This is a genomic window from Paracoccus sp. J56 (assembly GCF_019633685.1).
Lineage (GTDB): Bacteria > Pseudomonadota > Alphaproteobacteria > Rhodobacterales > Rhodobacteraceae > Paracoccus > Paracoccus kondratievae.
In genome coordinates, this window is record NZ_JAFL01000008.1 from 89,098 (window position 1) to 111,051 (window position 21,954).

The 21,954-nt window shown below is 62.8% G+C and carries 21 protein-coding genes; 12 read left to right on the top strand and 9 right to left on the bottom strand.

Annotated elements, in window-relative coordinates; all coding sequences use genetic code 11:
* Nucleotide 1 precedes the first annotated feature (1 nt).
* The gene (locus tag M511_RS07805) at nt 2-772 is read left to right on the top strand and encodes a FadR/GntR family transcriptional regulator (RefSeq protein WP_010396040.1); all 771 of its coding nucleotides are present in this window, start codon (nt 2-4) and stop codon (nt 770-772) included.
* Nucleotides 773-808: 36 nt separating this feature from the next.
* On the opposite strand, the gene ssb is transcribed toward M511_RS07805, so the two are convergent.
* Nucleotides 809-1,300, bottom strand: a complete 492-nt coding sequence (gene ssb / locus M511_RS07810) for a single-stranded DNA-binding protein (protein WP_010396041.1) — start codon at nt 1,298-1,300, stop codon at nt 809-811.
* 211 nt (nt 1,301-1,511) lie between these two features.
* Between ssb and M511_RS07815 the strand changes: the two genes are divergently transcribed.
* Nucleotides 1,512-2,159 (top strand): lytic transglycosylase domain-containing protein, encoded by a 648-nt coding sequence (locus M511_RS07815; RefSeq protein WP_010396043.1) that lies wholly within the window; start codon nt 1,512-1,514, stop codon nt 2,157-2,159.
* A gap of 56 nt (nt 2,160-2,215) precedes the next feature.
* On the opposite strand, the gene M511_RS07820 is transcribed toward M511_RS07815, so the two are convergent.
* Together M511_RS07820 and hemB are read right to left on the bottom strand one after the other, a co-directional pair.
* On the bottom strand, nt 2,216-2,770 hold the full coding sequence (locus M511_RS07820; RefSeq protein ID WP_010396045.1) for a lipid-binding SYLF domain-containing protein: 555 nt from the start codon (nt 2,768-2,770) through the stop codon (nt 2,216-2,218).
* An 89-nt stretch (nt 2,771-2,859) separates the two neighbouring features.
* A complete protein-coding gene (hemB, locus tag M511_RS07825; protein WP_010396047.1) occupies nt 2,860-3,858 on the bottom strand; it encodes a porphobilinogen synthase in 999 nt (332 codons plus the stop codon).
* Between the two features lie 154 nt (nt 3,859-4,012).
* On the opposite strand from hemB, the gene M511_RS07830 reads away from it, so the two are divergent.
* Together M511_RS07830 and mfd are read left to right on the top strand one after the other, a co-directional pair.
* Entirely contained in the window at nt 4,013-4,579 is a 567-nt protein-coding gene (locus M511_RS07830; RefSeq protein ID WP_085501858.1) for a hypothetical protein, read from the top strand.
* A 42-nt stretch (nt 4,580-4,621) separates the two neighbouring features.
* Complete coding sequence (gene mfd, locus M511_RS07835) at nt 4,622-8,086, top strand: transcription-repair coupling factor (RefSeq protein WP_085501859.1); 3,465 nt, start codon at nt 4,622-4,624, stop codon at nt 8,084-8,086.
* A 413-nt stretch (nt 8,087-8,499) separates the two neighbouring features.
* Here mfd and clpA read toward each other — a convergent pair whose 3' ends face one another.
* A complete protein-coding gene (clpA, locus tag M511_RS07840) occupies nt 8,500-10,821 on the bottom strand; it encodes an ATP-dependent Clp protease ATP-binding subunit ClpA (RefSeq protein WP_010396055.1) in 2,322 nt (773 codons plus the stop codon).
* A 261-nt stretch (nt 10,822-11,082) separates the two neighbouring features.
* Nucleotides 11,083-11,829: a hydroxyacylglutathione hydrolase gene (gloB, locus tag M511_RS07845; RefSeq protein WP_085501860.1), complete on the bottom strand. Its 747-nt coding sequence runs from the start codon at nt 11,827-11,829 to the stop codon at nt 11,083-11,085.
* 51 nt (nt 11,830-11,880) lie between these two features.
* Between gloB and M511_RS07850 the strand changes: the two genes are divergently transcribed.
* From M511_RS07850 to M511_RS07880, 7 genes are all read left to right on the top strand, one after another.
* A complete protein-coding gene (locus tag M511_RS07850) occupies nt 11,881-12,669 on the top strand; it encodes a methyltransferase domain-containing protein (RefSeq protein WP_010396058.1) in 789 nt (262 codons plus the stop codon).
* Nucleotides 12,670-12,994: 325 nt separating this feature from the next.
* Nucleotides 12,995-13,555, top strand: a complete 561-nt coding sequence (locus M511_RS07855; protein WP_176224526.1) for a F0F1 ATP synthase subunit delta — start codon at nt 12,995-12,997, stop codon at nt 13,553-13,555.
* Complete coding sequence (atpA, locus tag M511_RS07860) at nt 13,555-15,090, top strand: F0F1 ATP synthase subunit alpha (RefSeq protein ID WP_085501861.1); 1,536 nt, start codon at nt 13,555-13,557, stop codon at nt 15,088-15,090. The genes M511_RS07855 and atpA overlap by 1 nt, the downstream gene beginning before the upstream one ends.
* A 12-nt stretch (nt 15,091-15,102) precedes the next feature.
* Entirely contained in the window at nt 15,103-15,975 is an 873-nt protein-coding gene (locus M511_RS07865) for a F0F1 ATP synthase subunit gamma (protein ID WP_010396064.1), read from the top strand.
* Between the two features lie 18 nt (nt 15,976-15,993).
* Nucleotides 15,994-17,418 carry a F0F1 ATP synthase subunit beta gene (gene atpD, locus M511_RS07870; RefSeq protein WP_010396066.1) on the top strand — a complete coding sequence of 475 codons (1,425 nt, stop codon included), beginning with the start codon at nt 15,994-15,996 and terminating at the stop codon, nt 17,416-17,418.
* Between the two features lie 9 nt (nt 17,419-17,427).
* Entirely contained in the window at nt 17,428-17,874 is a 447-nt protein-coding gene (locus M511_RS07875) for a F0F1 ATP synthase subunit epsilon (RefSeq protein ID WP_010396070.1), read from the top strand.
* A 154-nt stretch (nt 17,875-18,028) separates the two neighbouring features.
* Nucleotides 18,029-18,328: an H-type lectin domain-containing protein gene (locus M511_RS07880; protein WP_050804186.1), complete on the top strand. Its 300-nt coding sequence runs from the start codon at nt 18,029-18,031 to the stop codon at nt 18,326-18,328.
* Between the two features lie 9 nt (nt 18,329-18,337).
* Here M511_RS07880 and M511_RS07885 read toward each other — a convergent pair whose 3' ends face one another.
* On the bottom strand, nt 18,338-19,042 hold the full coding sequence (locus M511_RS07885; RefSeq protein WP_240547566.1) for an alpha/beta fold hydrolase: 705 nt from the start codon (nt 19,040-19,042) through the stop codon (nt 18,338-18,340).
* A 62-nt stretch (nt 19,043-19,104) separates the two neighbouring features.
* Nucleotides 19,105-19,704, bottom strand: coding sequence for a 2-hydroxychromene-2-carboxylate isomerase (locus tag M511_RS07890; RefSeq protein ID WP_010396074.1), 600 nt, complete (start codon nt 19,702-19,704; stop codon nt 19,105-19,107).
* 81 nt (nt 19,705-19,785) lie between these two features.
* Here M511_RS07890 and M511_RS07895 point away from each other — a divergent pair, with 81 nt between their 5' ends.
* The gene (locus tag M511_RS07895; protein WP_010396076.1) at nt 19,786-20,805 is read left to right on the top strand and encodes a ribose-phosphate pyrophosphokinase; all 1,020 of its coding nucleotides are present in this window, start codon (nt 19,786-19,788) and stop codon (nt 20,803-20,805) included.
* A 69-nt stretch (nt 20,806-20,874) separates the two neighbouring features.
* Here the strand turns inward: M511_RS07895 and M511_RS07900 are convergent, their stop codons facing one another.
* Both M511_RS07900 and M511_RS07905 read right to left on the bottom strand, forming a co-directional pair.
* A complete protein-coding gene (locus M511_RS07900; RefSeq protein ID WP_085501862.1) occupies nt 20,875-21,327 on the bottom strand; it encodes a CoA-binding protein in 453 nt (150 codons plus the stop codon).
* Between the two features lie 187 nt (nt 21,328-21,514).
* Complete coding sequence (locus M511_RS07905; RefSeq protein WP_085501863.1) at nt 21,515-21,928, bottom strand: YHS domain-containing (seleno)protein; 414 nt, start codon at nt 21,926-21,928, stop codon at nt 21,515-21,517.
* Between the last annotated feature and the right edge of the window lie 26 nt (nt 21,929-21,954).

Consider the following 21,954-nt stretch of genomic DNA (forward strand, 5'->3'; position numbering starts at 1 on the left):
CATGGATCAGGACGCGCCGGCAGGCAGGGAACGCAGGCTGACCCGCATCAAACTGTCGGATCAGGTGGCCGAGGATATCCGCCGCCGCATCGCCCGCGACGGATTGCGTCCCGGAGACCGCCTGCCGCATGAGCGCGCGCTGATGGAGCATTACGGCTGCTCGAAAGGCACCATTCGTGAGGCGCTGAAGGCACTTGAGGTCGAGGGGCTGGTGCGCATGCTCTCGGGTCCGAATGGCGGGCCCGAAATCCAGCCCGCCTCGATCGACATCGTGACCCAGCAACTGCGGCAATATCTGCATTTCCAAAAGATCGACTTTGCACAGGTCTACGAGCTGCGCCGCTCACTTGAGGTCAGCCTTGCGCGCAATGTCATCGGCAAGCTGAGCGAGGCGCAGTTTCGCCAGCTGGAAGAGAACGTCCGCATCTGCGAAGAGGCGAATGCTGCGCAAGACCGCGCCGTCGTCCGTCGCGCCGAGACCGAGTTTCACGATATTCTGTGCGAGGCCTCGGATAACGTCATTCTGGTTTTCATGTGCCGGTTTCTGAACAGCATGCTGCGCGATCTGGTCAGCTATCGCAGTGAGAGCATGCATGAGCATGAAATCTTTGGCGAGGCGAATATCGACAGCCATAAACAGTTGCTTGTCGCCCTGCGCGCCGAGGATGGCGATGCCGCCGCGCGGATCATGCACGAACATATGTGCTGCGCGGAAAGCTATATGCGGCGGCTGGATGCCTCGTTCCGCTCGGACCTGCTCAGCCGGTTCTGAAAGGAAAATCCCGGCCGCGAGGGGCCGGGATCGGGATCAGAACGGGATGTCGTCGTCGAAATCGGGCTTGCTTTGAGGGGGCTGGCCGCCGCCTGACGAGGCTCCGCCACCGTAGCTGCCACCCCCGCCATAGCTGCCGCCACCATAGCCGCCCTCATCGCGGCCACCACCGGCGCCGCGGCTGTCGAGCATATGCAGCTCACTGCGGAAGGGGCGCAGGGCGACTTCGGTCGAATAGCGGTCATTGCCGCTTTGATCCTGCCATTTGCGGGTCTCAAGCTGGCCTTCCACATAGACCTTGGCCCCTTTTTTCAGGAACTGCTCGACGACACGGATCAGCGGTTCGGAATAGATCACCACGGTGTGCCATTCGGTGCGCTCGCGCCGTTCGCCGGTATTGCGGTCTTTCCAGCTTTCCGAGGTCGCGATCCGCAGGTTGGCGACCTTGCCGCCGTTCTGGAAGCTGCGGATTTCCGGGTCCTGACCCAGATTGCCGACCAGGATCACCTTGTTCACGCTGCCAGCCATTTGCGGGTCCTTTTCCTTGGGTGTTGTTCTGCGCGGGTGTAGCGCGGCGGTCCTTGTTACGGTAGCACAGCGATACGGGAAAGAGGATATAGGCAAAAATCCGCCGAAGAATCGATGGATGCACGGATAACGAAATCCTCTTGCGGCGCTTGGCTGGCTTTGCGCTATAGTGCAGCCCAAAAAAGAGCATGTTGTGCATGAGGGACCAGTGATGCTTTCAGGCGATCGGGCAATGCTGCGTCAGCTGGGACGGGCTGCGCTTGCCCTGACGATCTCGGTCGGGCTGGCTGTGCCCGCGGCGGCAGATGGTCTGCGGCTGCAGGTGAAAAGCGGCAAATCTCGTCTGGCGCAGTTCGAACGTCAGACCCGGCTGATGGATACGCGGCTGGCGACACAATATCAGCGTTCGGCGCGGCTGCGGCCTGGCGGCACCTCGACCAAGAGCGTCGTCGATCTGGACCTGCCTACCGCCATTCCCACGTATAAAGGCAGCCGGCGCAGCCAATATCTGCCACATGCCCGGGCGATGGCACGCAAACATGGCGTACCTGAGGATCTGTTCCTGCGCCTGGTGCAGCAGGAATCGGGCTGGAACCCCTCGGCGCGTTCGCACAAGGGTGCGCGGGGGCTGGCGCAGCTTATGCCCGGGACCGCTGCCAAACTTGGTGTAGACCCGAACGATCCGATCCAGAATCTTGAAGGTGGCGCGCGGTATCTGCGCATGATGTACAACACCTTTGGCAGCTGGCGGCTGGCGCTTGCAGCCTATAATGCCGGGCCGGCGGCAGTGGCGAAATACGGCGGCGTGCCGCCCTATCGTGAGACGCGTAACTACGTACGCATCATTCACGGCGGCTGAAACGAAAAAGGCCGGGTTGAACGCCCGGCCTTTTCGATTCTGTTCCCGAAAGAGTGTCAGAACGCCGAGGGGATAACCCGGGTGTATTTCGTCCCGGCGATCGAGGCCCCGGCCATCAGCCCGGATTGGCCAAAGATCATCGCCACCACCGGCTGTTGTGCGGTGATCGTGTCGGTGCCCATGGCAACCCCACCGGCGGGCAGGGCGTAATAGGCCCCGGCCTCGGCCACCCAGCCCGGAGCCCGGCGGAAGTCGGCAAGCGCGGCATCGGTCTGGAAGATCAGCACATGGGCATATTGCTGGGCGCCGATCTGAAAGCCGACACTGGCCTGTGCGGCCGAATAGTAATCGACCGTCACGTCGTTGATGCGCAGCGCACCTTGGCCATAGGCGCCGCCGACGCCAAAGCCCGCCTCGGTCATCAGCGGCATATAAAGCACGCCCTTGGCGTTTTGCACCATGGGTGCGACGCTGGGATAGGTGCGCAGCAAAAAGTCCCGCGTAGCATCGACGCGCGCGTCGAGCCGTGCAGAAGCGTTCTGTCCGACCGCGTTCGAGCAGCCTGCAAGCCCCAGGGCCGCCCCGCCCAGCAGCACAAGGCGCCGGCTCATCCGCTTGGAATCCGTCATTTTTCGCCCTCGTTCCGTGATCGGCGGCTGGCCCGCCTGTCAGGGCCGCGATGATAGATGAGCCTGCGGCCTCATGCCAGCCTTTCGGCTACCTGCGGCGCATAATAGGTCAAAATGCCGTCACAACCCGCCCTGCGAAAGGCGATGAGGCTTTCCAGAACCACGTCGCGCGACAGCCAGCCATTGCGGATCGCGCCCTCGATCATCGCGTATTCACCGCTGACCTGATAGGCAAAGGTCGGGGCGGCGAACTGGTCTTTTACCATGCGGCAGATATCCAGATAGGGCATCCCCGGCTTGACCATGACCATATCTGCGCCTTCGGCCAGATCGCGGGCGACGCAGCGCATCGCCTCTTCGCGGTTGGCAGGGTTGACCTGATAGGTCTTTTTATCGCCGACGAGCCGGCCCGACGCGCCCACCGCGTCGCGGAAAGGTCCATAAAAGCCGCTGGCGAATTTCGCCGCATAGGACAGGATCGCCACATCCTTGTGGCCATTCGTCTCAAGCAGGGTGCGCAGCGCACCGATACGCCCGTCCATCATGTCCGATGGACCAAGGATATCCGCCCCGGCCTCGGCCTGTGCGAGTGCCATCCGGCCAAGCGCCTCGACCGTCTCGTCATTCAGGATGATCCCGTCACGCACCAGCCCGTCGTGGCCGTTGGCGTTATAGGGGTCCAGCGCGATATCGGTCATCACCGCCAGATCCGGGGCCACCTCTTTGATGGCGCGGATGGCACGGTTGCCGATATTGTCGGGGTCCCAGGCGCGTTCGCAGGTCTCGGTCTTCAGGTCGGGATCAGAGTGGGGAAAGATGCAGATCGCCGGAATGCCAAGCTGCATGGCGGTTTCGGCGGCGCGGCGCGCACCGTCCAGTGTCAGCCGCTCGACGCCGGGCATCGAGGGGATCTCGCCCGCGCCGCCCTCGATCTCGGTCACAAAGACCGGCCAGATCAGATTGGCGGGGGTCAGGTTCACCTCTGTCACCATTGCGCGCAAGGCGGGGGTGCGGCGCAGCCGGCGCAGGCGGGCAGCGGGGAAGGGGGCGAGGATCGGGGTCGGGGACATGGCGGGCCTGTGACTTGCGGTGGCGGGTGCGTCCCTGAAACTGCACCCCGGACGCGCAGGGTGCAACCCCCAGGCATCGGGAAGGGATTTTCCCGGTTTTCCTTTGCAGCAGGCGCGGTTAGTTTGCATGTCGCAACCGACGCAAGGAGAAGACGTGCCCCGACCTGAGGGAATCCTCGCCCTGCTGGACAGCCGGTCCTTCAGCTCGATCTGGTTCTGGGTGATCCTGACTTTGGCCTGGACCATGGCAGGGCGGCGCGTCCTTGGCGTGCCGTGGGATGTGGTCGCCGGCGCAGGCCGCATCACGTCCGGTCCAAAGGACGATCCGGCCGCGATCAACCTGCTTGACTGGCTGTCCCTGACCCTGCCGCGCTGGCGCATAGATTCGCGTGAGGGGGCGATATTGCTTGGCATGGGGTCGTTTCTGCTGACCACGCTTGCCACCCTTGGCTTTGTCTACGGGCTTGAGATGGCACAGGCGCTGGTCCTGCTGATCCTGCCCTTTGCATTGCTCTTCGCGCTGGATCTGCGGCTTGCGCGCCGCCTGCGGCAGGTCCTGGCGCAGGCAGAGGTGGGCCAGCCCGTGAATGAGGCGGGGGCCGAGGCCGCGCGCCTGATGCGCCGCCATCGGGTGCTGATCCTTGGGCTGTCGATCTTTTCGGTTGCGGTCGCGGCGTTTTATGGCGCGATCTGGATGATCACGCATCCCTTTGGCTTTTGAACCGGCCTTGACTTCGGCTGTACCGGGTTTACCTCACCGTCCATGTCCGCTCATCCCGAACACCTGATCCTTTCCGGCGCGCCCGAAGGCATGGATGCCGCGCTGCTCGCGCGCGAGCTGGCCCGTGGCAACCCGGTCATCCATATCGCCCGCGACGACCGGCGCATGGCCGCGATGCGCGCGGCGCTGGCCTTTTTCGCCCCCGGCGCGGTGGTGCTTGAGTTTCCTGCCTGGGACACGACCCCCTATGACCGGGTCTCACCCGCGCCCGGCGTGATGGCTGCGCGGATGGCGGTGCTGACGGCGCTGGCTCATGGTGCGCTGAAAGGCCCGTTGATCCTGCTGACGACGCTGTCCGCCGCCATGCAGCGCGTACCTGCGCGCGAGGTGCTGCGCGATGCGGGCTTTTCTGCCGCGGTGGGTGACCGGATGGATGAGGCGGGCCTGCGCGCCTTTTTGTCGCGCATGGGCTTTTCGCAGGCCCCGACCGTGACTGAGCCCGGCGATTTTGCCGTTCGGGGCGGGATCATCGACATCTATCCTCCGGGCGAATCGGGGCCGATCCGGCTGGATATGTTCGGCGATGTGCTGGATGGCGCGCGGCGTTTCGACCCCGAGACGCAACGCTCGATCGAAAAGCTGGACCGGATCGAGCTTGCGCCCATGTCCGAGGTGATTCTGGATGAGGCTGCAATTACCCGTTTTCGCCAGAACTACCGTGCCGAATATGGCGGCGGGGCGAATGATCCGCTGTATGAGGGGATAAGCGCCGGCCGCAAGATGGCGGGGATGGAACATTGGTTGCCCTGGTTCCATGCGCGGCTGGAAAGTCTGTTTGACTATCTGCCCGGCGCCTCGGTGATGACGGACGATCATCTTGATCAGGTCCGCGATGCGCGCTGGCATACGATTACCGAGCAATTCGAGGCCCGGCGCGAGGCGCTGGCTCGCAAGGGCGGCTCGGACACGGTCTATCGCCCGGTCCCCCCTGCCGAGATGTTCCCCGATGAGGCCGAATGGTCGCGCTGGCTGGCGGCGCATCGCGTGCTGCGCCTTTCGGTCCTGCCGCAGCCGCCCGGTCCGGGCATTCTGGACGCAGGGGGTCGGATCGGGCGTAACTTCGCACCCGAGCGTCAGGCCGAAAAGGGTAATCTTTTTACCGCACTGGCCGACCATCTGCGCAAGCTGCAATCGACGCATAGGGTGGTGATCGCCAGCTTTTCCGAAGGCGCGCGCGAGCGGCTGGCCGGCCTGATCGCCGATGAAGGCGTGCAGGGTGCAAAACCCATCACCGATCTGCGCGACCTGCCCGAGCAACCCGGCGCGCTGGGGTTGGCGGTCTGGCCACTGGAAGAAGGCTTTGTCTCGGATGGTTCGGCCACCGGGCGGCTGGCCGTAATCTCGGAACAGGATGTGCTGGGCGACCGGCTGATCCGGGGCGCGAAAAAGCGTCGCAAGGCCGAAAATTTCCTGCGCGATACCACTACGCTTTCCCCCGGCGATCTGGTCGTTCATGTCGAACATGGCATCGGGCGCTATACCGGGCTTGAGACCGTCATGGCTCTTGGCGTGCCGCATGACTGCGTGGCGCTGGAGTATGCGGGCGGAGACCGGCTGTATCTGCCGGTCGAGAATATCGAACTGCTGAGCCGTTACGGGCATGAAGAAGGGCTGCTCGATAAGCTGGGCGGCGGCGCATGGCAGGCCCGCAAGGCCCGGCTGAAAGAGCGGATCAAGCTGATCGCCGACCGGCTGATGCGGGTGGCCGCCGAACGTCTGCTGCGTCCTGCGCCCGTGCTTGAGCCCGAACATCATGAGATGGAAAGCTTTGCTGCACGCTTTCCCTATGCCGAAACCGAGGATCAGGCGGCCGCCATCGTTGACGTGACCGAGGATCTGGCCGCCGGGCGGCCAATGGATCGGCTGGTGGTCGGCGATGTCGGTTTTGGCAAAACCGAGGTCGCCATGCGCGCGGCCTTCATTGCTGCCTCACAGGGTGGGCAGGTTGCGGTGGTTGCGCCGACGACGCTGCTTGCGCGGCAACATTTCCGCACCTTTGCCGAACGTTTCCGCGGCACCGCGATCAATGTCCGGCCGCTGTCGCGCTTTGTCTCGGCCAAGGATGCGGCCGAAACCCGCAAGGGGCTGGCCGAGGGTACGGTTGATATCGTCGTCGGCACCCATGCGGTGCTGTCGAAACAGGTGCGCTTCAAGAACCTGACCCTGCTGATCGTGGACGAAGAACAGCATTTTGGTGTCGCCCATAAAGAGCGGCTGAAAGAGCTGCGCAGCGACATCCATGTTCTGACCCTGACTGCGACGCCAATCCCTCGCACGCTGCAACTGTCGTTGACCGGGGTGCGTGATCTGTCGATCATCGGCACTCCGCCGGTCGATCGGCTGTCGATCCGTACTTATGTCAGCGAATTCGACGGGGTAACCATCCGTGAGGCGCTGCTGCGAGAGAAATACCGTGGTGGACAGAGCTTCTTTGTCGTGCCGCGCCTGGCCGATCTGCCCGAGGTCGAGGAGTGGCTCAAGGAGCATGTGCCCGAGGTCAACTATATCGTCGCCCATGGCCAGTTGGCGGCAGGCGATCTGGATCAGCGGATGAACGCCTTTTACGACCGTGGGGCGGATGTGCTTCTGGCAACCACTATTGTCGAATCGGGACTGGATATCCCGACCGCCAATACCATGGTGGTCTGGCGTGCCGATATGTTCGGCCTTGCTCAGCTCTACCAGATCCGTGGGCGGGTCGGCCGCTCGAAAACCCGGGCTTACTGCTATCTGACAACCAAGCCGCGTGTGCCGCTGACGCCGCAAGCGATCCGGCGGCTCAAGTTCCTGGGCGCCATCGACAGTCTTGGGGCGGGCTTCAACCTTGCCTCGCAGGACCTTGATCTGCGCGGCGCAGGCAACCTTTTGGGTGAGGAGCAGTCTGGCCATATCAAGGAGGTGGGCTTTGAGCTGTACCAGCAGATGCTGGAAGAGACGATCGCCAAGCTGAAATCCGGCGAAATCGAAGGCACGCCCGAGGACGAATGGGCCCCGCAACTGAACCTTGGGGTGCCGGTTACGATCCCCGAAAGCTATGTGCCGGATCTGGATGTACGGTTGGGCCTTTATCGCCGGTTGGCCGAGCTGACCACCAAGGTCGAGCTTGAGGGTTTTGCGGCCGAGCTTATTGACCGGTTTGGCCCCCTGCCGCGTGAGGTGAACACGCTGCTGCTGGTCATTCGCATCAAGGCAATGGCCAAGCGTGCCAATATTGCCAAGCTGGATGCTGGTCCGAAAGGGGCGACCATTCAGTTCCACGGCGACAAGTTTCCGAACCCTGCCGGGCTGGTGGAGTTCATTCACGACCAGCGCGGGCAGGCAAAGATCACTGATAACCGGATCGTGCTTTTGCGCGATTGGGCGACGGAAGCCGACCGTATCAAGGGCAGCTTTGCCATCGCCAAGGAACTGGCGGCCAGGATCAAGGAAGGCAAAACCAAAGCATAACCAGAATGACGGTTATGATGTTTGCACCTCCGGAGGCAAAGCCGCCGGAGGTGTGATGGATATTTAGACACGAAAGAAGCCGAGGTGGCGGTTGAGGTGTCATCGGAGGTTTGATTGGGTGGCGGTTTTTCTTGCCGAGGCGATGGTTGCGCGGGGGCGCCGGGCTTAGCTGTTTCCAGCGTGCCTCGTGCCTTGGGGGTGGGCCGCGTGTGGTGTCCTCAGAAATCTGCGACGTCTGCGGCACCCGTTCAGACATTGGCGTAGCGCGGCCTCTCAGCGTCACAGGGATTTTCCGGGACCTGTGCCCAACGGTCTCGCAAGGCCAGCCAGATTTCGCTTTGAAACTCTGGTTGGTGATCCGATCCCAGAATAGGTGAAGGGCGGCACGATTGTGCCGCCCTTTTGAGTTTCGGTTAGTCAGCTGTCAGAAGGGGTGGCCGGGTATTGCTGATCCGGGGCGTTTCGGGACCAGTGATGTCGAAGACAGGTTTGTCGTCTTCGATCCGGACCCGGACCACGCCGCCTTTGGTCAGGCGGCCGAACAGCAGTTCTTCGGCCAGGGGCTTTTTAATCCATTCCTGAATCACCCGGCCAAGAGGGCGGGCGCCCATCTGTTCGTCATATCCACGCTCGGCCAGCCAGTCGGCCGCCTCTGAGCTGAGTTCGATATGGACGCCGCGGTCGATGAGCTGGGCTTCAAGCTGCAGCACGAATTTCTCGACCACTTGTACGATGATTTCGCGCGCGAGCGGCGCGAAGCTGATGACGGCATCCAGCCGGTTGCGGAATTCTGGCGTGAAGGTCCGTTCGATGGCGGCGGTATCCTCGCCCTCGCGGCGTTCGCGCCCGAAACCGAAAGCAGCCTTGGCCTGATCGGCGGCGCCCGCGTTCGAGGTCATGATCAGGATCACGTTGCGGAAGTCCACCTGACGACCATTGTGATCGGTCAGTTTGCCGTGGTCCATGACCTGAAGCAGGATGTTGTAGACATCAGGATGGGCCTTTTCGATCTCGTCGAGCAGCAGCACGCAATGCGGATGCTGGTCCACACCATCGGTCAGAAGCCCGCCCTGATCGAAGCCGACATAGCCCGGAGGCGCGCCGATCAACCGGCTGACGGCATGTTTCTCCATATACTCGGACATGTCAAAGCGCAGCAGTTCGACCCCGAGGGTCGAGGCGAGCTGCTTGGCGACCTCTGTCTTACCGACGCCAGTGGGGCCGGCAAAGAGATAGTTACCGATCGGTTTTTCCGGCTCACGCAGGCCAGCCCGTGCCAGTTTGATCGAAGAGGCCAGTGCCTCGATCGCTGCATCCTGACCAAAGACCAGACGTTTCAGCGTCGCCTCGAGATCCTTCAGCACTGCCGCATCGTCCTTGGAGACGTTCTTGGGCGGGATGCGGGCAATTTTGGCCACGACTGCCTCGATCTCTTTCGGGCCAATCGTCTTACGGCGCTTGCTTTCCGCGACCAGATGCTGGGCCGCTCCGGCCTCGTCGATCACATCGATGGCCTTGTCGGGCAGCTTACGGTCGTGGATGTAGCGAGCCGAAAGCTCGACAGCGGTGCGGATCGCGTCATTGGTGTAACGCAGATCGTGGTGCTTTTCGAAGCTCGGTTTCAGCCCCATGAGGATCTTGATCGTGTCGGGCACGGTCGGCTCGTTCACGTCAATCTTTTGGAAGCGCCGCGACAAGGCGCGGTCCTTTTCGAAATGCTGGCGGAACTCTTTGTAGGTGGTCGAGCCCATGCAGCGCAGCTTGCCGCCGGCGAGCGCCGGCTTGAGCAGGTTCGAGGCATCCATTGCACCACCTGAGGTTGCGCCCGCGCCGATCACGGTATGGATCTCATCGATGAAGAGGATGGCGTCAGGATGCTCTTCCAGTTCCTTGACCACGGCTTTCAGCCGTTCCTCGAAGTCGCCGCGATAGCGGGTACCGGCCAGAAGGGCGCCCATATCGAGCGAGAAAATGGTCGAGCCCGCCAGCACCTCGGGCGTTTCGCCACGAGTGATCTTGAGCGCCAGCCCCTCGGCGATCGCAGTCTTGCCGACACCGGGATCGCCCACCAAAAGCGGGTTGTTCTTGCGGCGGCGGCAGAGGACCTGAATGCAACGCTCAACCTCGTCGGCGCGGCCGATCAGCGGATCAACATCGCCTTTGGAGGCTTTCTTGTTCAGGTTGACACAGTATTTTGCCAGCGCGGATTCGTCCTTACCCTGCCCCTGTTCGGTCTGGGCTTGCTCGGCTTGCTGTTCAGCGCCCTGAATCGTGCGGTTTTCCGAGAAGGACGGGTTTTTTGCCACGCCATGGGCGATGAAATTCACCGCGTCATAGCGCGTCATATCCAGCTCTTGCAGGAAGAAGGCGGCGTTCGATTCCCGCTCGGCGAAGATGGCGACAAGGACGTTCGCCCCGGTCACCTCGGTCCGGCCCGAGCTTTGGACATGAATCGCGGCGCGCTGGATTACGCGCTGGAAAGCGGCGGTGGGGACGGCCTCGGAACCCTCTACATCGGTGATAAGGGTCGAGAGATCATCTTCGATGAACTCGACCAGCATGCGGCGCAGCTCGTCCAGATCGACATTGCATGCCCGCATTACCTTTACGGCGTCGGGTTCCTCCGTCAGCGCGAGCAACAGATGCTCTAGCGTGGCAAGCTCATGGCGATGTTCGTTGGCCAGCGCGAGCGCAGCATGGATGGCCTGTTCCAGGGAGGTCGAAAAGGACGGCACTTCAAGCTCCTGTCAGTCGGCTGGCGGTTTGGGCCGCCAGATTTAGCGGTCCACCTGACCAGACTGTCACGATACAGTTAAGAATTGGTGGATTTTCGCGCAATTCAAGCGGTATTTGCTTCCGCTCATGCGGATTTTTCCGCCGTTGAGGCAGATGTGATATCCGGCTGGCCGGATTTCAAGCATCTGGCCGGTGGGAAATCCGGTTAACGGAATATCTGCGGGGCGGAGGCGAATTTTCTTGCCGTGTCACAAATAGGGTCAGAATCGGTCCTTCATCGCCCGCAGCTCGGCAAAGACTTTGGCGTCCGCGGCACCGGCAAGGCCCAGCGAGGCCGCCAGTTCGCGTACGCGCAGGAAGGGATTTGTTGCCCGTTCCTCGGCCAGGGTCGAGGGGGCGCAAGGGCGTGCGCCTGTCGTGGTTTCGGTCAGCCGCTGTTGCAGCGCGGCGTTATCAGGATCGACCGACAGGGCAAAGGCGCCGTTGCCGCGGCAGTAGTCGTGCCCCGAGCAGACCAGTGTTTCGGCGGGCAGCGCGTTCAGGCGTGAGAGCGAGGCCCACATCGTGTCGGCATCGCCTTCGAACAGGCGGCCGCAGCCAAGCGCCATCAGGCTGTCGGCGGTAAAAACCATCGCCGATCCGGGCAGGTGAAAGGCGACATGACCGATGGTGTGGCCGGGAACGTCAATGACCCCGGCCGTTTCTCCGCAAAGATCAAATTTCTCACCGGGCCGCACGGCCTGATCTAACGCTGGCAGACGCGTGGCATCGTCGGCATTGCCGATTACTACGGCGCCGGTTGCGGCTACAAGTTCAGGCACCGCCTGAATATGATCGTCATGGTGATGGGTCAGCGCGATCTGGCTCAATGACCAGCCACGTGCACGAAGTTCGTGTAGAATCGGCTCTGCTTCCGGGGCGTCTATCAATGCGGTCTGTCCGTTGCCGTGCACAAGCCAGGCATAGTTGTCGGTCAGACAGCGGACAGGGACGAGTTCCAGCGGCATTGGCAAATTCCTTTCTTTGCCGCACTCTGGCGCTGCGAAGCCGGAGGCGCAATGCATCACGATGTATTCGAGCTACGTAAGTTCTACTATACCCGTGCGCTGGGGCGGGTGGTGCAGCGCATATTGCGCGACCGTCTGACAGACCTGTGGCCCCCCGATCAGGCGCAGGGCATGACCGTGGCGGGATATGGCTTTGCTGCACCGCTGATGCGGCCTTATCTGGGGCGTGCGCGGCGGGTGATCTCGTTGATGCCGGGTCCGCAGGGGGTGATGGCCTGGCCGGTCGGCCTGCCCAATTGCTCGGTCCTGTGCGAAGAAACAGCCTGGCCGCTGGATACCGGCAGTGTGGATCGGCTGGTGCTTTTGCATGCGCTAGAGACCGCCGATCATCCGTCGGTGGTGATGGACGAGGCGTGGCGGGTCCTGGGCCCCGGCGGTCGGCTGATGGTGATGGTGCCCAACCGGGCCGGGCTGTGGGCGCGTTCCGAGACGACGCCGTTCGGCTTTGGGCGCAGCTATACTGCCGGTCAGCTTGAGGTGCAGGCGCGGGCGGCGGGTTTCGTCACCGAGCGCACCGGAGCCGCGCTTTATATCCCGCCCTCGGATCGGCGGTTCTGGCTTAAAAGCGCCCAGATGTGGGAGCGGGCAGGCCTGCGTATCAGTCAGGTGCTGGTCGCGGGACTGGTTCTGACCGAGTTCAGCAAGCAGGTGCCTGCTCCGGTCGGGCGGGGCAGGGGGGTCAGCGTTCCGAGCCCGCTTGACGTGCTGGAGGGGATCGCACGACCCCGGCCCGCCGGGCAGGGCGCCGGTCGCATCGCCCGCGATCCGGGACCGGGCTGAACGCCCCCCTTGCGAAGGCGAATCCTCACGCCGGTCGCCGGTCGCTTTGGGCGAATCTTTGCCAGTGGGCGTTGGGGTAACAGGGCCACAGTGACGGACTGTTTGCGCAATCGGTCGTAGCGGCGCTCCACCAAGGGTCGCAAACCCTCATATTTCCGTGTTCAAGGCGGTTGCGGCAGCGAAAATCACCTGCTAGAGACGCCGCAGATTTTCGGGAAGGCTCCAGCCGGATTGTGCCAGAGCCGCCCCTTGGACCCGCGCTCCGCGACAGACCGGCCCTTCAGCCGGCCCGCCTGCGGAGCTTGCGCTAACCGGAAGGATGACCGTGGCCAATTCCGCTTCGATTTCCGCTGATATCGCCGGGCGTTATGCGCAGGCCCTGTTCGATCTGGTCAGGGATGCGGGCGGTATCGACGCCCTGTCTGCCCAGATCGACGATCTGGCCTCGGCCTATGACGCCAGCAAGGACCTGCGCGATCTGACCCTCTCGCCCATTTATGACCGGCAGCAGCAGGAGGTTGCGGTTACGGCTTTGGCCGGGCGCATGGGCCTGTCGGCTGAACTGGCCAATACGCTGCGGCTGATGGCCCGCAACCGCCGGCTGTTTGCACTGCCGCAATTCGTTGCCCGGCTGCGCACGCTGATCGCCGACGCCAAGGGCGAGGTGACGGCTGATGTGGTCAGCGCCCAGGCGCTGAGCGACGAACAGAGGACCCGTCTGGCGGAAACACTGGCCGCCAAATCGGGCAAGAAGGTGAAACTGAACGCGCGCGTCGATGAAAGCCTCATCGGCGGCATGATCGTCAAACTGGGCTCGCAGATGATCGACAGCTCGATCCGCTCGAAGCTCGCCTCCCTCCAGAATGCTATGAAAGAGGTCGGATAATGGGAATCCAGGCAGCCGAAATCTCGGCCATCCTCAAGGATCAGATCAAGAATTTCGGTCAGGACGCCGAGGTGGCCGAGGTCGGGCAGGTGCTGTCCGTCGGTGACGGTATCGCCCGCGTCTATGGCCTGGACAAGGTTCAGGCCGGTGAGATGGTCGAATTCCCGGGCGGCATCCGCGGGATGACCCTGAACCTTGAAGCCGACAACGTCGGTATCGTGATTTTCGGCGATGACCGCGACATCAAGGAAGGTGACACCGTCAAACGGACCGGCACCATCGTGGAAGTCCCGGCCGGCAAAGAACTGCTTGGCCGCGTCGTTGACGCGCTTGGTAACCCGATCGACGGCAAAGGCCCGCTGAACGCCTCGGAGCGCCGCATCGCCGACGTCAAGGCGCCGGGCATCATGCCGCGCAAATCGGTGCACGAGCCGATGGCCACCGGCCTCAAGTCGGTCGACGCCATGATCCCGATCGGCCGCGGCCAGCGCGAGCTGATCATCGGCGACCGTCAGACCGGCAAAACCGCCATCGCTCTGGACACCATCCTGAACCAGGCGAACTACAACGGCCGCGAAGCTGACGGCATGAAGACCCTGCACTGCATCTATGTCGCAGTGGGTCAAAAGCGTTCGACCGTCGCCCAGCTGGTAAAAAAGCTCGAAGAAACGGGCGCCATGGCCTACACGACCGTCGTGGCCGCGACCGCTTCGGACCCCGCACCGATGCAGTATCTGGCGCCCTATTCGGCGACCGCCATGGGCGAATATTTCCGCGACAATGGCATGGATGCGCTGATCATCTATGACGACCTGTCGAAACAGGCTGTCGCCTATCGCCAGATGTCGCTGCTGCTGCGCCGTCCGCCGGGGCGTGAAGCCTATCCGGGTGACGTTTTCTACCTGCATTCGCGTCTGCTTGAGCGTTCGGCCAAGCTGAACGACGCCAATGGCGCCGGCTCGCTGACCGCGCTGCCGATCATCGAAACCCAGGCGGGCGACGTGTCGGCCTATATCCCGACCAACGTGATCTCGATCACTGACGGCCAGATCTTCCTGGAAACCGAGTTGTTCTTCCAGGGTATCCGCCCGGCCGTGAACACCGGTCTGTCGGTGTCGCGCGTTGGTTCGGCCGCCCAGACCAAAGCGATGAAATCGGTCGCCGGCCCGGTGAAGCTGGAACTGGCGCAGTACCGCGAAATGGCTGCCTTTGCCCAGTTTGGTTCGGACCTCGACGCGGCGACGCAAAAGCTGCTGAACCGTGGTGCGCGCCTGACCGAGCTGATGAAACAGCCGCAGTACTCGCCGCTGACCAACGCCGAAATCGTGATCGTCATCTATGCCGGCACGAAAGGCTATCTGGACAGCATCCCGGTCAGGGACGTGACCAAGTGGGAGCGCGGCCTGATCCAGTACCTGCGCAACCAGAAGGCTGATCTGCTTGAGGACATGACCAAGAACGACCGCAAGGTTGCGGGCGAGCTTGAGGATGCGATCAAGGCAGCGCTGGACGGCTACGCCAAGACCTACGCCTGAGAGGAGGGATAGATGCCCAGCCTCAAGGACCTCAAGAACCGGATCGGCAGCGTCAAGAACACGCGCAAGATCACCAAGGCGATGCAGATGGTCGCCGCCGCGAAACTGCGCCGTGCGCAGGAAGCGGCCGAGGCCGCGCGCCCCTATGCCGACCGGATGTCGGCGGTGATCGCTGGCCTGACCGCCGCTGCGGCTGGTTCGGCCGCGGCACCGCGCCTGCTGGCCGGCACCGGCGAAGATCGTCGCCACCTTCTGGTCGTGATGACCTCCGAGCGCGGGCTTGCGGGCGGATTCAACTCGTCCATCGTCAAGCTCGCCCGGCTGCGCCTGCAAGAGCTGCAGGCGCAGGGCAAGCAGGTGTCGATCCTGACCGTCGGCAAAAAGGGCCGCGAACAGCTCAAGCGCGAATACGGCGCCCTCTTTGTCCATCACGTCGACATGAGCGAGGTCAAACGTATCGGCTATGAGAATGCGCGCGACATTGCGGACGAAATCCTCGCCCGCTTTGACGCTGGCGAGTTCGACGTGGCGACGCTGTTCTTCAACCGCTTCGAATCGGTGATCAGCCAGGTGCCGACGGCCCTGCAGGTCATCCCGGCGGTAGTCGAGGAAGGCGAGGCCGCGGCCTCGGCGCTTTACGACTATGAACCGGACGAAGGCGCGATCCTGAACGACCTGCTGCCGCGTGCGGTGGCCACGCAGGTCTTTGCCGCGCTGCTGGAAAACGCGGCTTCGGAACAGGGTGCGCGGATGACCGCCATGGACAACGCGACCCGCAACGCCGGTGACATGATCGACAGGCTGACGACGGAATATAACCGCTCGCGTCAGGCCGCGATCACCAAAGAACTGATTGAAATCATCTCGGGCGCAGAGGCGCTCTGACACGTAGGGGTTAAACACATGGCAGAGGCCAAGGGAAAAATCACGCAGGTGATCGGCGCCGTCGTCGATGTGCAGTTCGACGGCCCGCTTCCGGCGATTCTGAACGCACTCGAGACTGAAAACAACGGCAAGCGTCTGGTGCTGGAAGTGGCTCAGCACCTGGGTGAGAACACCGTCCGCACCATCGCGATGGACGCGACCGAAGGTCTGGTCCGTGGTCTGGCCGTGCGCGACACCGGCGGCCCGATCACCGTGCCGGTTGGTGACGCGACTCTGGGCCGGATCCTGAACGTGGTTGGTGAGCCGGTGGACGAAGGCGGTCCGGTTGACGCAAGCCAGACCCGCGCCATCCACCAGCCGGCTCCGGACTTCGCCGCTCAGGCGACCGCGTCCGAGATCCTGGTTACCGGTATCAAGGTTATCGACCTGCTCGCGCCCTACTCCAAGGGTGGTAAGATCGGCCTGTTCGGCGGCGCCGGCGTTGGTAAGACGGTTCTGATCATGGAACTGATCAACAACATCGCCAAAGTGCACTCGGGCTACTCGGTGTTCGCCGGTGTGGGCGAGCGTACCCGCGAAGGTAACGACCTGTACCATGAGATGGTGGAATCGGGCGTTATCAAGCCTGACAACCTGTCGGAATCGCAGGTGGCTCTGGTCTATGGCCAGATGAACGAGCCTCCGGGTGCGCGTATGCGCGTGGCGCTGACCGGTCTGACCCTGGCCGAGCAGTTCCGCGACCAGTCGGGCACCGACGTTCTGTTCTTTGTCGACAACATCTTCCGCTTTACGCAGGCGGGTTCCGAGGTGTCGGCGCTTCTGGGCCGTATTCCCTCGGCCGTGGGTTATCAGCCGACGCTGGCGACCGACATGGGCGCCCTGCAAGAGCGGATCACCTCGACCAAGAGCGGCTCGATCACCTCGGTGCAGGCCATCTACGTTCCGGCCGACGACCTTACCGACCCGGCTCCGGCGACCTCGTTTGCCCACCTCGACGCCACCACGGTTCTGTCGCGCGCCATCTCCGAGCTTGGTATCTACCCGGCTGTGGACCCGCTCGACTCGACCTCGCGGATCCTTGATCCGGCGATCGTTGGCGAAGAGCACTATCAGGTTGCGCGCGACGTTCAGGGTATCCTGCAGAAATACAAGTCGCTGCAGGACATCATCGCCATTCTCGGCATGGACGAACTGTCGGAAGAGGACAAGCTGACCGTGGCCCGCGCCCGGAAGATCCAGCGCTTCCTGTCGCAGCCCTTCGACGTGGCGAAAGTCTTCACCGGCTCGGACGGTGTGCAGGTGCCGCTTGAGGACACGATCAAGTCTTTCAAAGCGGTGGTTGCCGGCGAATACGACCACCTGCCGGAAGCGGCCTTCTACATGGTCGGCGGCATCGAGGACGTGAAAGCCAAGGCGCAGCGCCTCGCCGCTGACGCGGCGTAAGGGGGCGATATGGCCGATACGATGCAGTTCGACCTCGTCTCGCCGGAACGGAACCTGCTTTCCGTTGCGGCGCGCGAGGTGCGCCTGCCCGGCGCCGAAGGCGATCTGACGGCGATGCCCGGCCATGCTCCGGCCATCGTCAATCTGCGCCCCGGTCTGGTGACTGTGGTTGCGGCCGACGGGACCGAGACGGAATTTGCTGTGACCGGCGGTTTCGCCGAGATCAACGGTGAATCCGTCAGCCTGCTGGCCGAACGCGGACATCCGCGCGCCGAGATGACGCAAGAGGTCTTTAACGAAATGATGGCTCAGGCCCGTCGTCGCGTTGAGACCGCCAAGGAACGCGAATCCGCCGGAGAAGAGCTGGTCGCCGCCGCGGTCAAGCTGCTGGCCGATATGGAGGCGCTTGGCACGCACATCGGGCTGGACCCCAATCAGGCCAATTTCCCGCACTGACGGGGAATTGACGCCAACAGCGGCAGGCCCCATAGTAAGCCCCGGTTTTTCCGGGGCTTTATTCTTTTTCGCAATCACCTTTCATGAAAGATTGGGGGGACTCCTGAGATATTTTGGCCAGTTTGCCGTTGGGGTCGCTCAGGGCACGACCGAGATGTTCTCGGCATTCGAGAGTGGCGGCCCGATGTGGACCGGAGAGGGGCCTCGGGTCGAGGCCCAGCAGGTCCAGTTTGATGAGCCTTTTATTGAGCCACCGGTAGTCCATGTTTCACTGACGATGTGGGATATTGATTGCGGCGCCAACCAGCGCGCCGATATCCGCGCGGCGAACGTGACCGAGACAGGATTCGAGCTGCAATTCCGGACCTGGGGCGACACGCGTGTTGCGCGGGTGCGGGCCAGTTGGATGGCCATTGGCCCGCTGCGCCACCATGACGATTGGGAGGTCGGCTGAACGCCGGCCTCAGGCCCGTTCGAGGTTCAGCGCGATCAGCTCGGCCACCTGGCGTGGATGGGTGATCGGCAGCATATGGCTTGCTCCGGGTACGCGGGCGCGACCGACATCAGGCATCCGCGCAGCCAGAGCATCCGCAATCGCGGGAATGACGGGCGGGGACTCTTCACCCATGATGATCAGTACCGGTGCGTCGATAGCCTCTAGCCCGTCAGGACGCAGGATATTGGCCGCGTCATGGCGCAGCGCCTCGTTGCTGGCGTGAACAAGGTGAATTTGCCGCGCAAGCCGCGCCCGGCCCGCAGGCGTCTGTGCATCCCAGTCCAGCCCGCCCCAGCAGGCAAGAAAGGCTCGTGCCGCCTCGGCATCTTCGCCTGCTTTCAGCTTGGCCTCGACCTCGGCCATCAATGCGTCGTTATGAGCGTCGGGCGCGGCGGCAAAGAGCACTGGCTCGATCAGGGTCAGGCTTCGTACGGCCTCGGGCGCGGCGACGGCGATGCGCAGGGCGACGGTCGCCCCCATGCTGTGACCGATCAGATCCAGCGGCCGGTCGATCAGCGCGGCAACGGTGCGCGTGGTAAAGGTGTGGTAGTCAGGCGTCCCGCCATCCCAATCCGGGCTTTGCCCGTGGCCGGGCAGGTCAGGCGCGCTGATCCGCACATGATCACGCAGAGTCTCGGCAATCGGACCCCAATAGACGCCATTGCCCATCATGCAATGCAGCGCCAGTGCCGGGCGATCCTGGTTCCCCGGCCATTGCCTTAGATGCAGCACGCTCACAGTGAGGCCAGATGCCGGTCAAGAAAGTCCAGCCGGTCCTGACCCCAGAACCGCTCACCCGTTTCGCGCACGATGTAGAAGGGGGCGCCAAAGACGCCGTCCTCGACCGCTTGCTCAAGGTTGCGTGCAAAGGTCTCGGCACCGATGAACAGGCCTTTGTTGGCAAGTTCGGGGTCAAAACCTGCCGCAGAGAGTTTGTCACGGATCACCGCGTCATCGGCGATGTCGGCCTCTTCTGCCCAGACCCCGCGCAGGAAACTTTGCACCAGGCCAGCCAGATCGCCGCCGCCGGCCTCTTGCGCGGCAATGATCGCATAGGACGAGGGCGCGGGGTTCACGGGCCAGAAGGCGGGCCTCAGGTTCAGCGGCTGACCCAGATGTCCGGACCAGCGGCGCAGCTCTTGTGCGCGGTACTCCATGCGCGAGGGATGGCGGTTCGCCGGGCGGATGCCGCCGGTGCGGTCAAAGAGCTGTAGCAGATCGACAGGCTTGTAGGTGATCGTTGCGCCGTGCCGGGCGGCGATTTCCTCCAGCCGGTTTCCGGCGAGATAGGCCCAGGGGCTGGGTGTGCCGAAGTAATAGTCGATATGCGCCATGGTTTTATCCTCGGGGTTTGCGAGCAGGCTAGCCCGGTGCTAAGCGGGGTGCAATCGCACGAATCCAGACAGGACACGCCCATGCCGGCCATGACCGAACCCAAGCTCATCGCGGGAAATGCGAACCGGCCTCTGGCCACCGCGATCGCCCGCCGCATGTCGATGCATCGCGGGATGAATGTCGCCCCGATCGAGGCGCGGGTCGAACGCTTCAACGATCAGGAAATCTTTGTCGAGGTCTATGAGAACGTCCGCGGCGAGGACATGTTCATCATCCAGCCGACCTCGAACCCGGCCAACGACAACCTGATGGAGCTGCTGATCATGACCGATGCGCTGCGGCGCTCGTCTGCGGCACGTATCACGGCGGTCATCCCCTATTTCGGCTATGCCCGGCAGGACCGCCGCGCCAAGGCCCGCACGCCTATCAGCGCCAAACTGGTTGCGAACCTGCTGACCGAGGCAGGCGTTGACCGGGTTCTGACGCTGGACCTGCATGCCGCCCAGATTCAGGGCTTTTTCGATATTCCGGTGGACAACCTTTATGCTGCCCCGGTCTTTGCACTGGATATCAAACATCACTTCCGTGACCGCATGTCGGACCTGATGGTGATTTCGCCTGACGTTGGCGGTGTTGCCCGGGCACGTGAACTTGCACAAAGGATCGGCGCACCGCTCGCCATCGTGGACAAGCGCCGCGAAAAGCCGGGCGAAGTCGCCGAGATGACGGTGATCGGTGATGTGACCGGCAAGACCTGCATCATCGTTGACGATATCTGCGACACCGCTGGTACCTTGTGCAAGGCTGCACAGGTGCTGACCGAGCATGGCGCGACCGAGGTTCATGCCTATATCACCCATGGTGTGCTTAGCGGCCCGGCGGTCGAGCGGGTTCAGAATTCGGTGATGAAATCGCTGGTCATCACAGATTCGATCGAGCCGGGCGCCAAGGTGAAATCGGCCACGAACATCCGCATCGTACCCACGGCGCCGATGTTTGCTCAGGCGATTCTGAACATCTGGAACGGCACCTCGGTCAGCTCGCTGTTCGAGGTGGGGACGCTGGGCCCGATCTACGAAGGGCTTTATTCGGGCTTCTGATCGTCCGGAAATCAATCAGGGCCACGGATCGCGGGCAGGGGCTGTTTCGCGATCCGTGGTCCTGTTCATTCAAAGAAAGCGCGGGAATTCGATCTTGGGGCAGCGATCCTCGATCACCGTCAGGCCACGGGCGCGCGCCCGGGCGGTGGCCTGCGGATGGCTGATGCCAAGCTGCATCCAGATCGTGCGCAGCTTCGGCAGATGAGCGATGGCCTCATCGACTATGGCGGGCACTGCGTCGACGCGGCGGAAGATATCCACCATGTCGACCTCGATTTCGGGCGGGATCGAACGCAGGTCAGGATAGACATGCTCATCCAGAATCGTGCTGCCAGCATGCGTCGGGTTGACCGGCACGATTCGATAGCCCTGAGATTTCAGATAGCGCGCAACGCCCCATGACGGACGCACCTCGTTCGGCGACAGGCCGACGATGGCAATGCAGCGGGCGGTGCGCGCGATCCGCGCTATGTCGTCATCAACCGGCGAACTGCCTGTGTCGCGAAGTATGGCCAGATTCATTCTGATCCTCCCCCAAAGATCTCAACCGAAAGTGGCATGGAAAAAGCGCCCGGTCCAGAGTGCTGGCCGGGCGCAAGTCGCGGAACGAGGGACAGTGATCTGAACATGACCGTTCCGAGGTCATGTCCAATAAATAAATGGGAACTGTGGCGAAATGGTTCCATCGTTATCACGAGAAAGTGAATTTTTAGGGATTAAGTCGCACCCAAACGGCTTTTGCGCGCATCAGAATGCCCTGTGGGTCGGCTAAAAGCCGCTCGCGTGCCCGTTCAGAGCGCACCAGATAGGTTCGCTGGCCAATGACCACGAAATAGCGCGGATTGCCGGGCTCTGAGCGCCCTTCGGACAGGGCGACGACGCAAAGTCCGCCCAACCCCGGCGCATAGGCCTTGGGGTTTGCTTCGAAAAGGTTGCGGTTATGCTCGCTGGCAAAATGCCAGGCCTGACCGCGCCAGACGGTGACCAGATCGTTACGCCCCGGAACGGCCGCATTCTCCATCCCGTATGAGACCGGGTCCATACCGTCGAGCGCCCAATCCTCTGCCATCGTCGCATTGGCGGGCAGGAAAAGGAACAGGCTGGCGAGAATCGGTCGAATCATGGCTGCGCATAGGCTGAGGGTTGCCT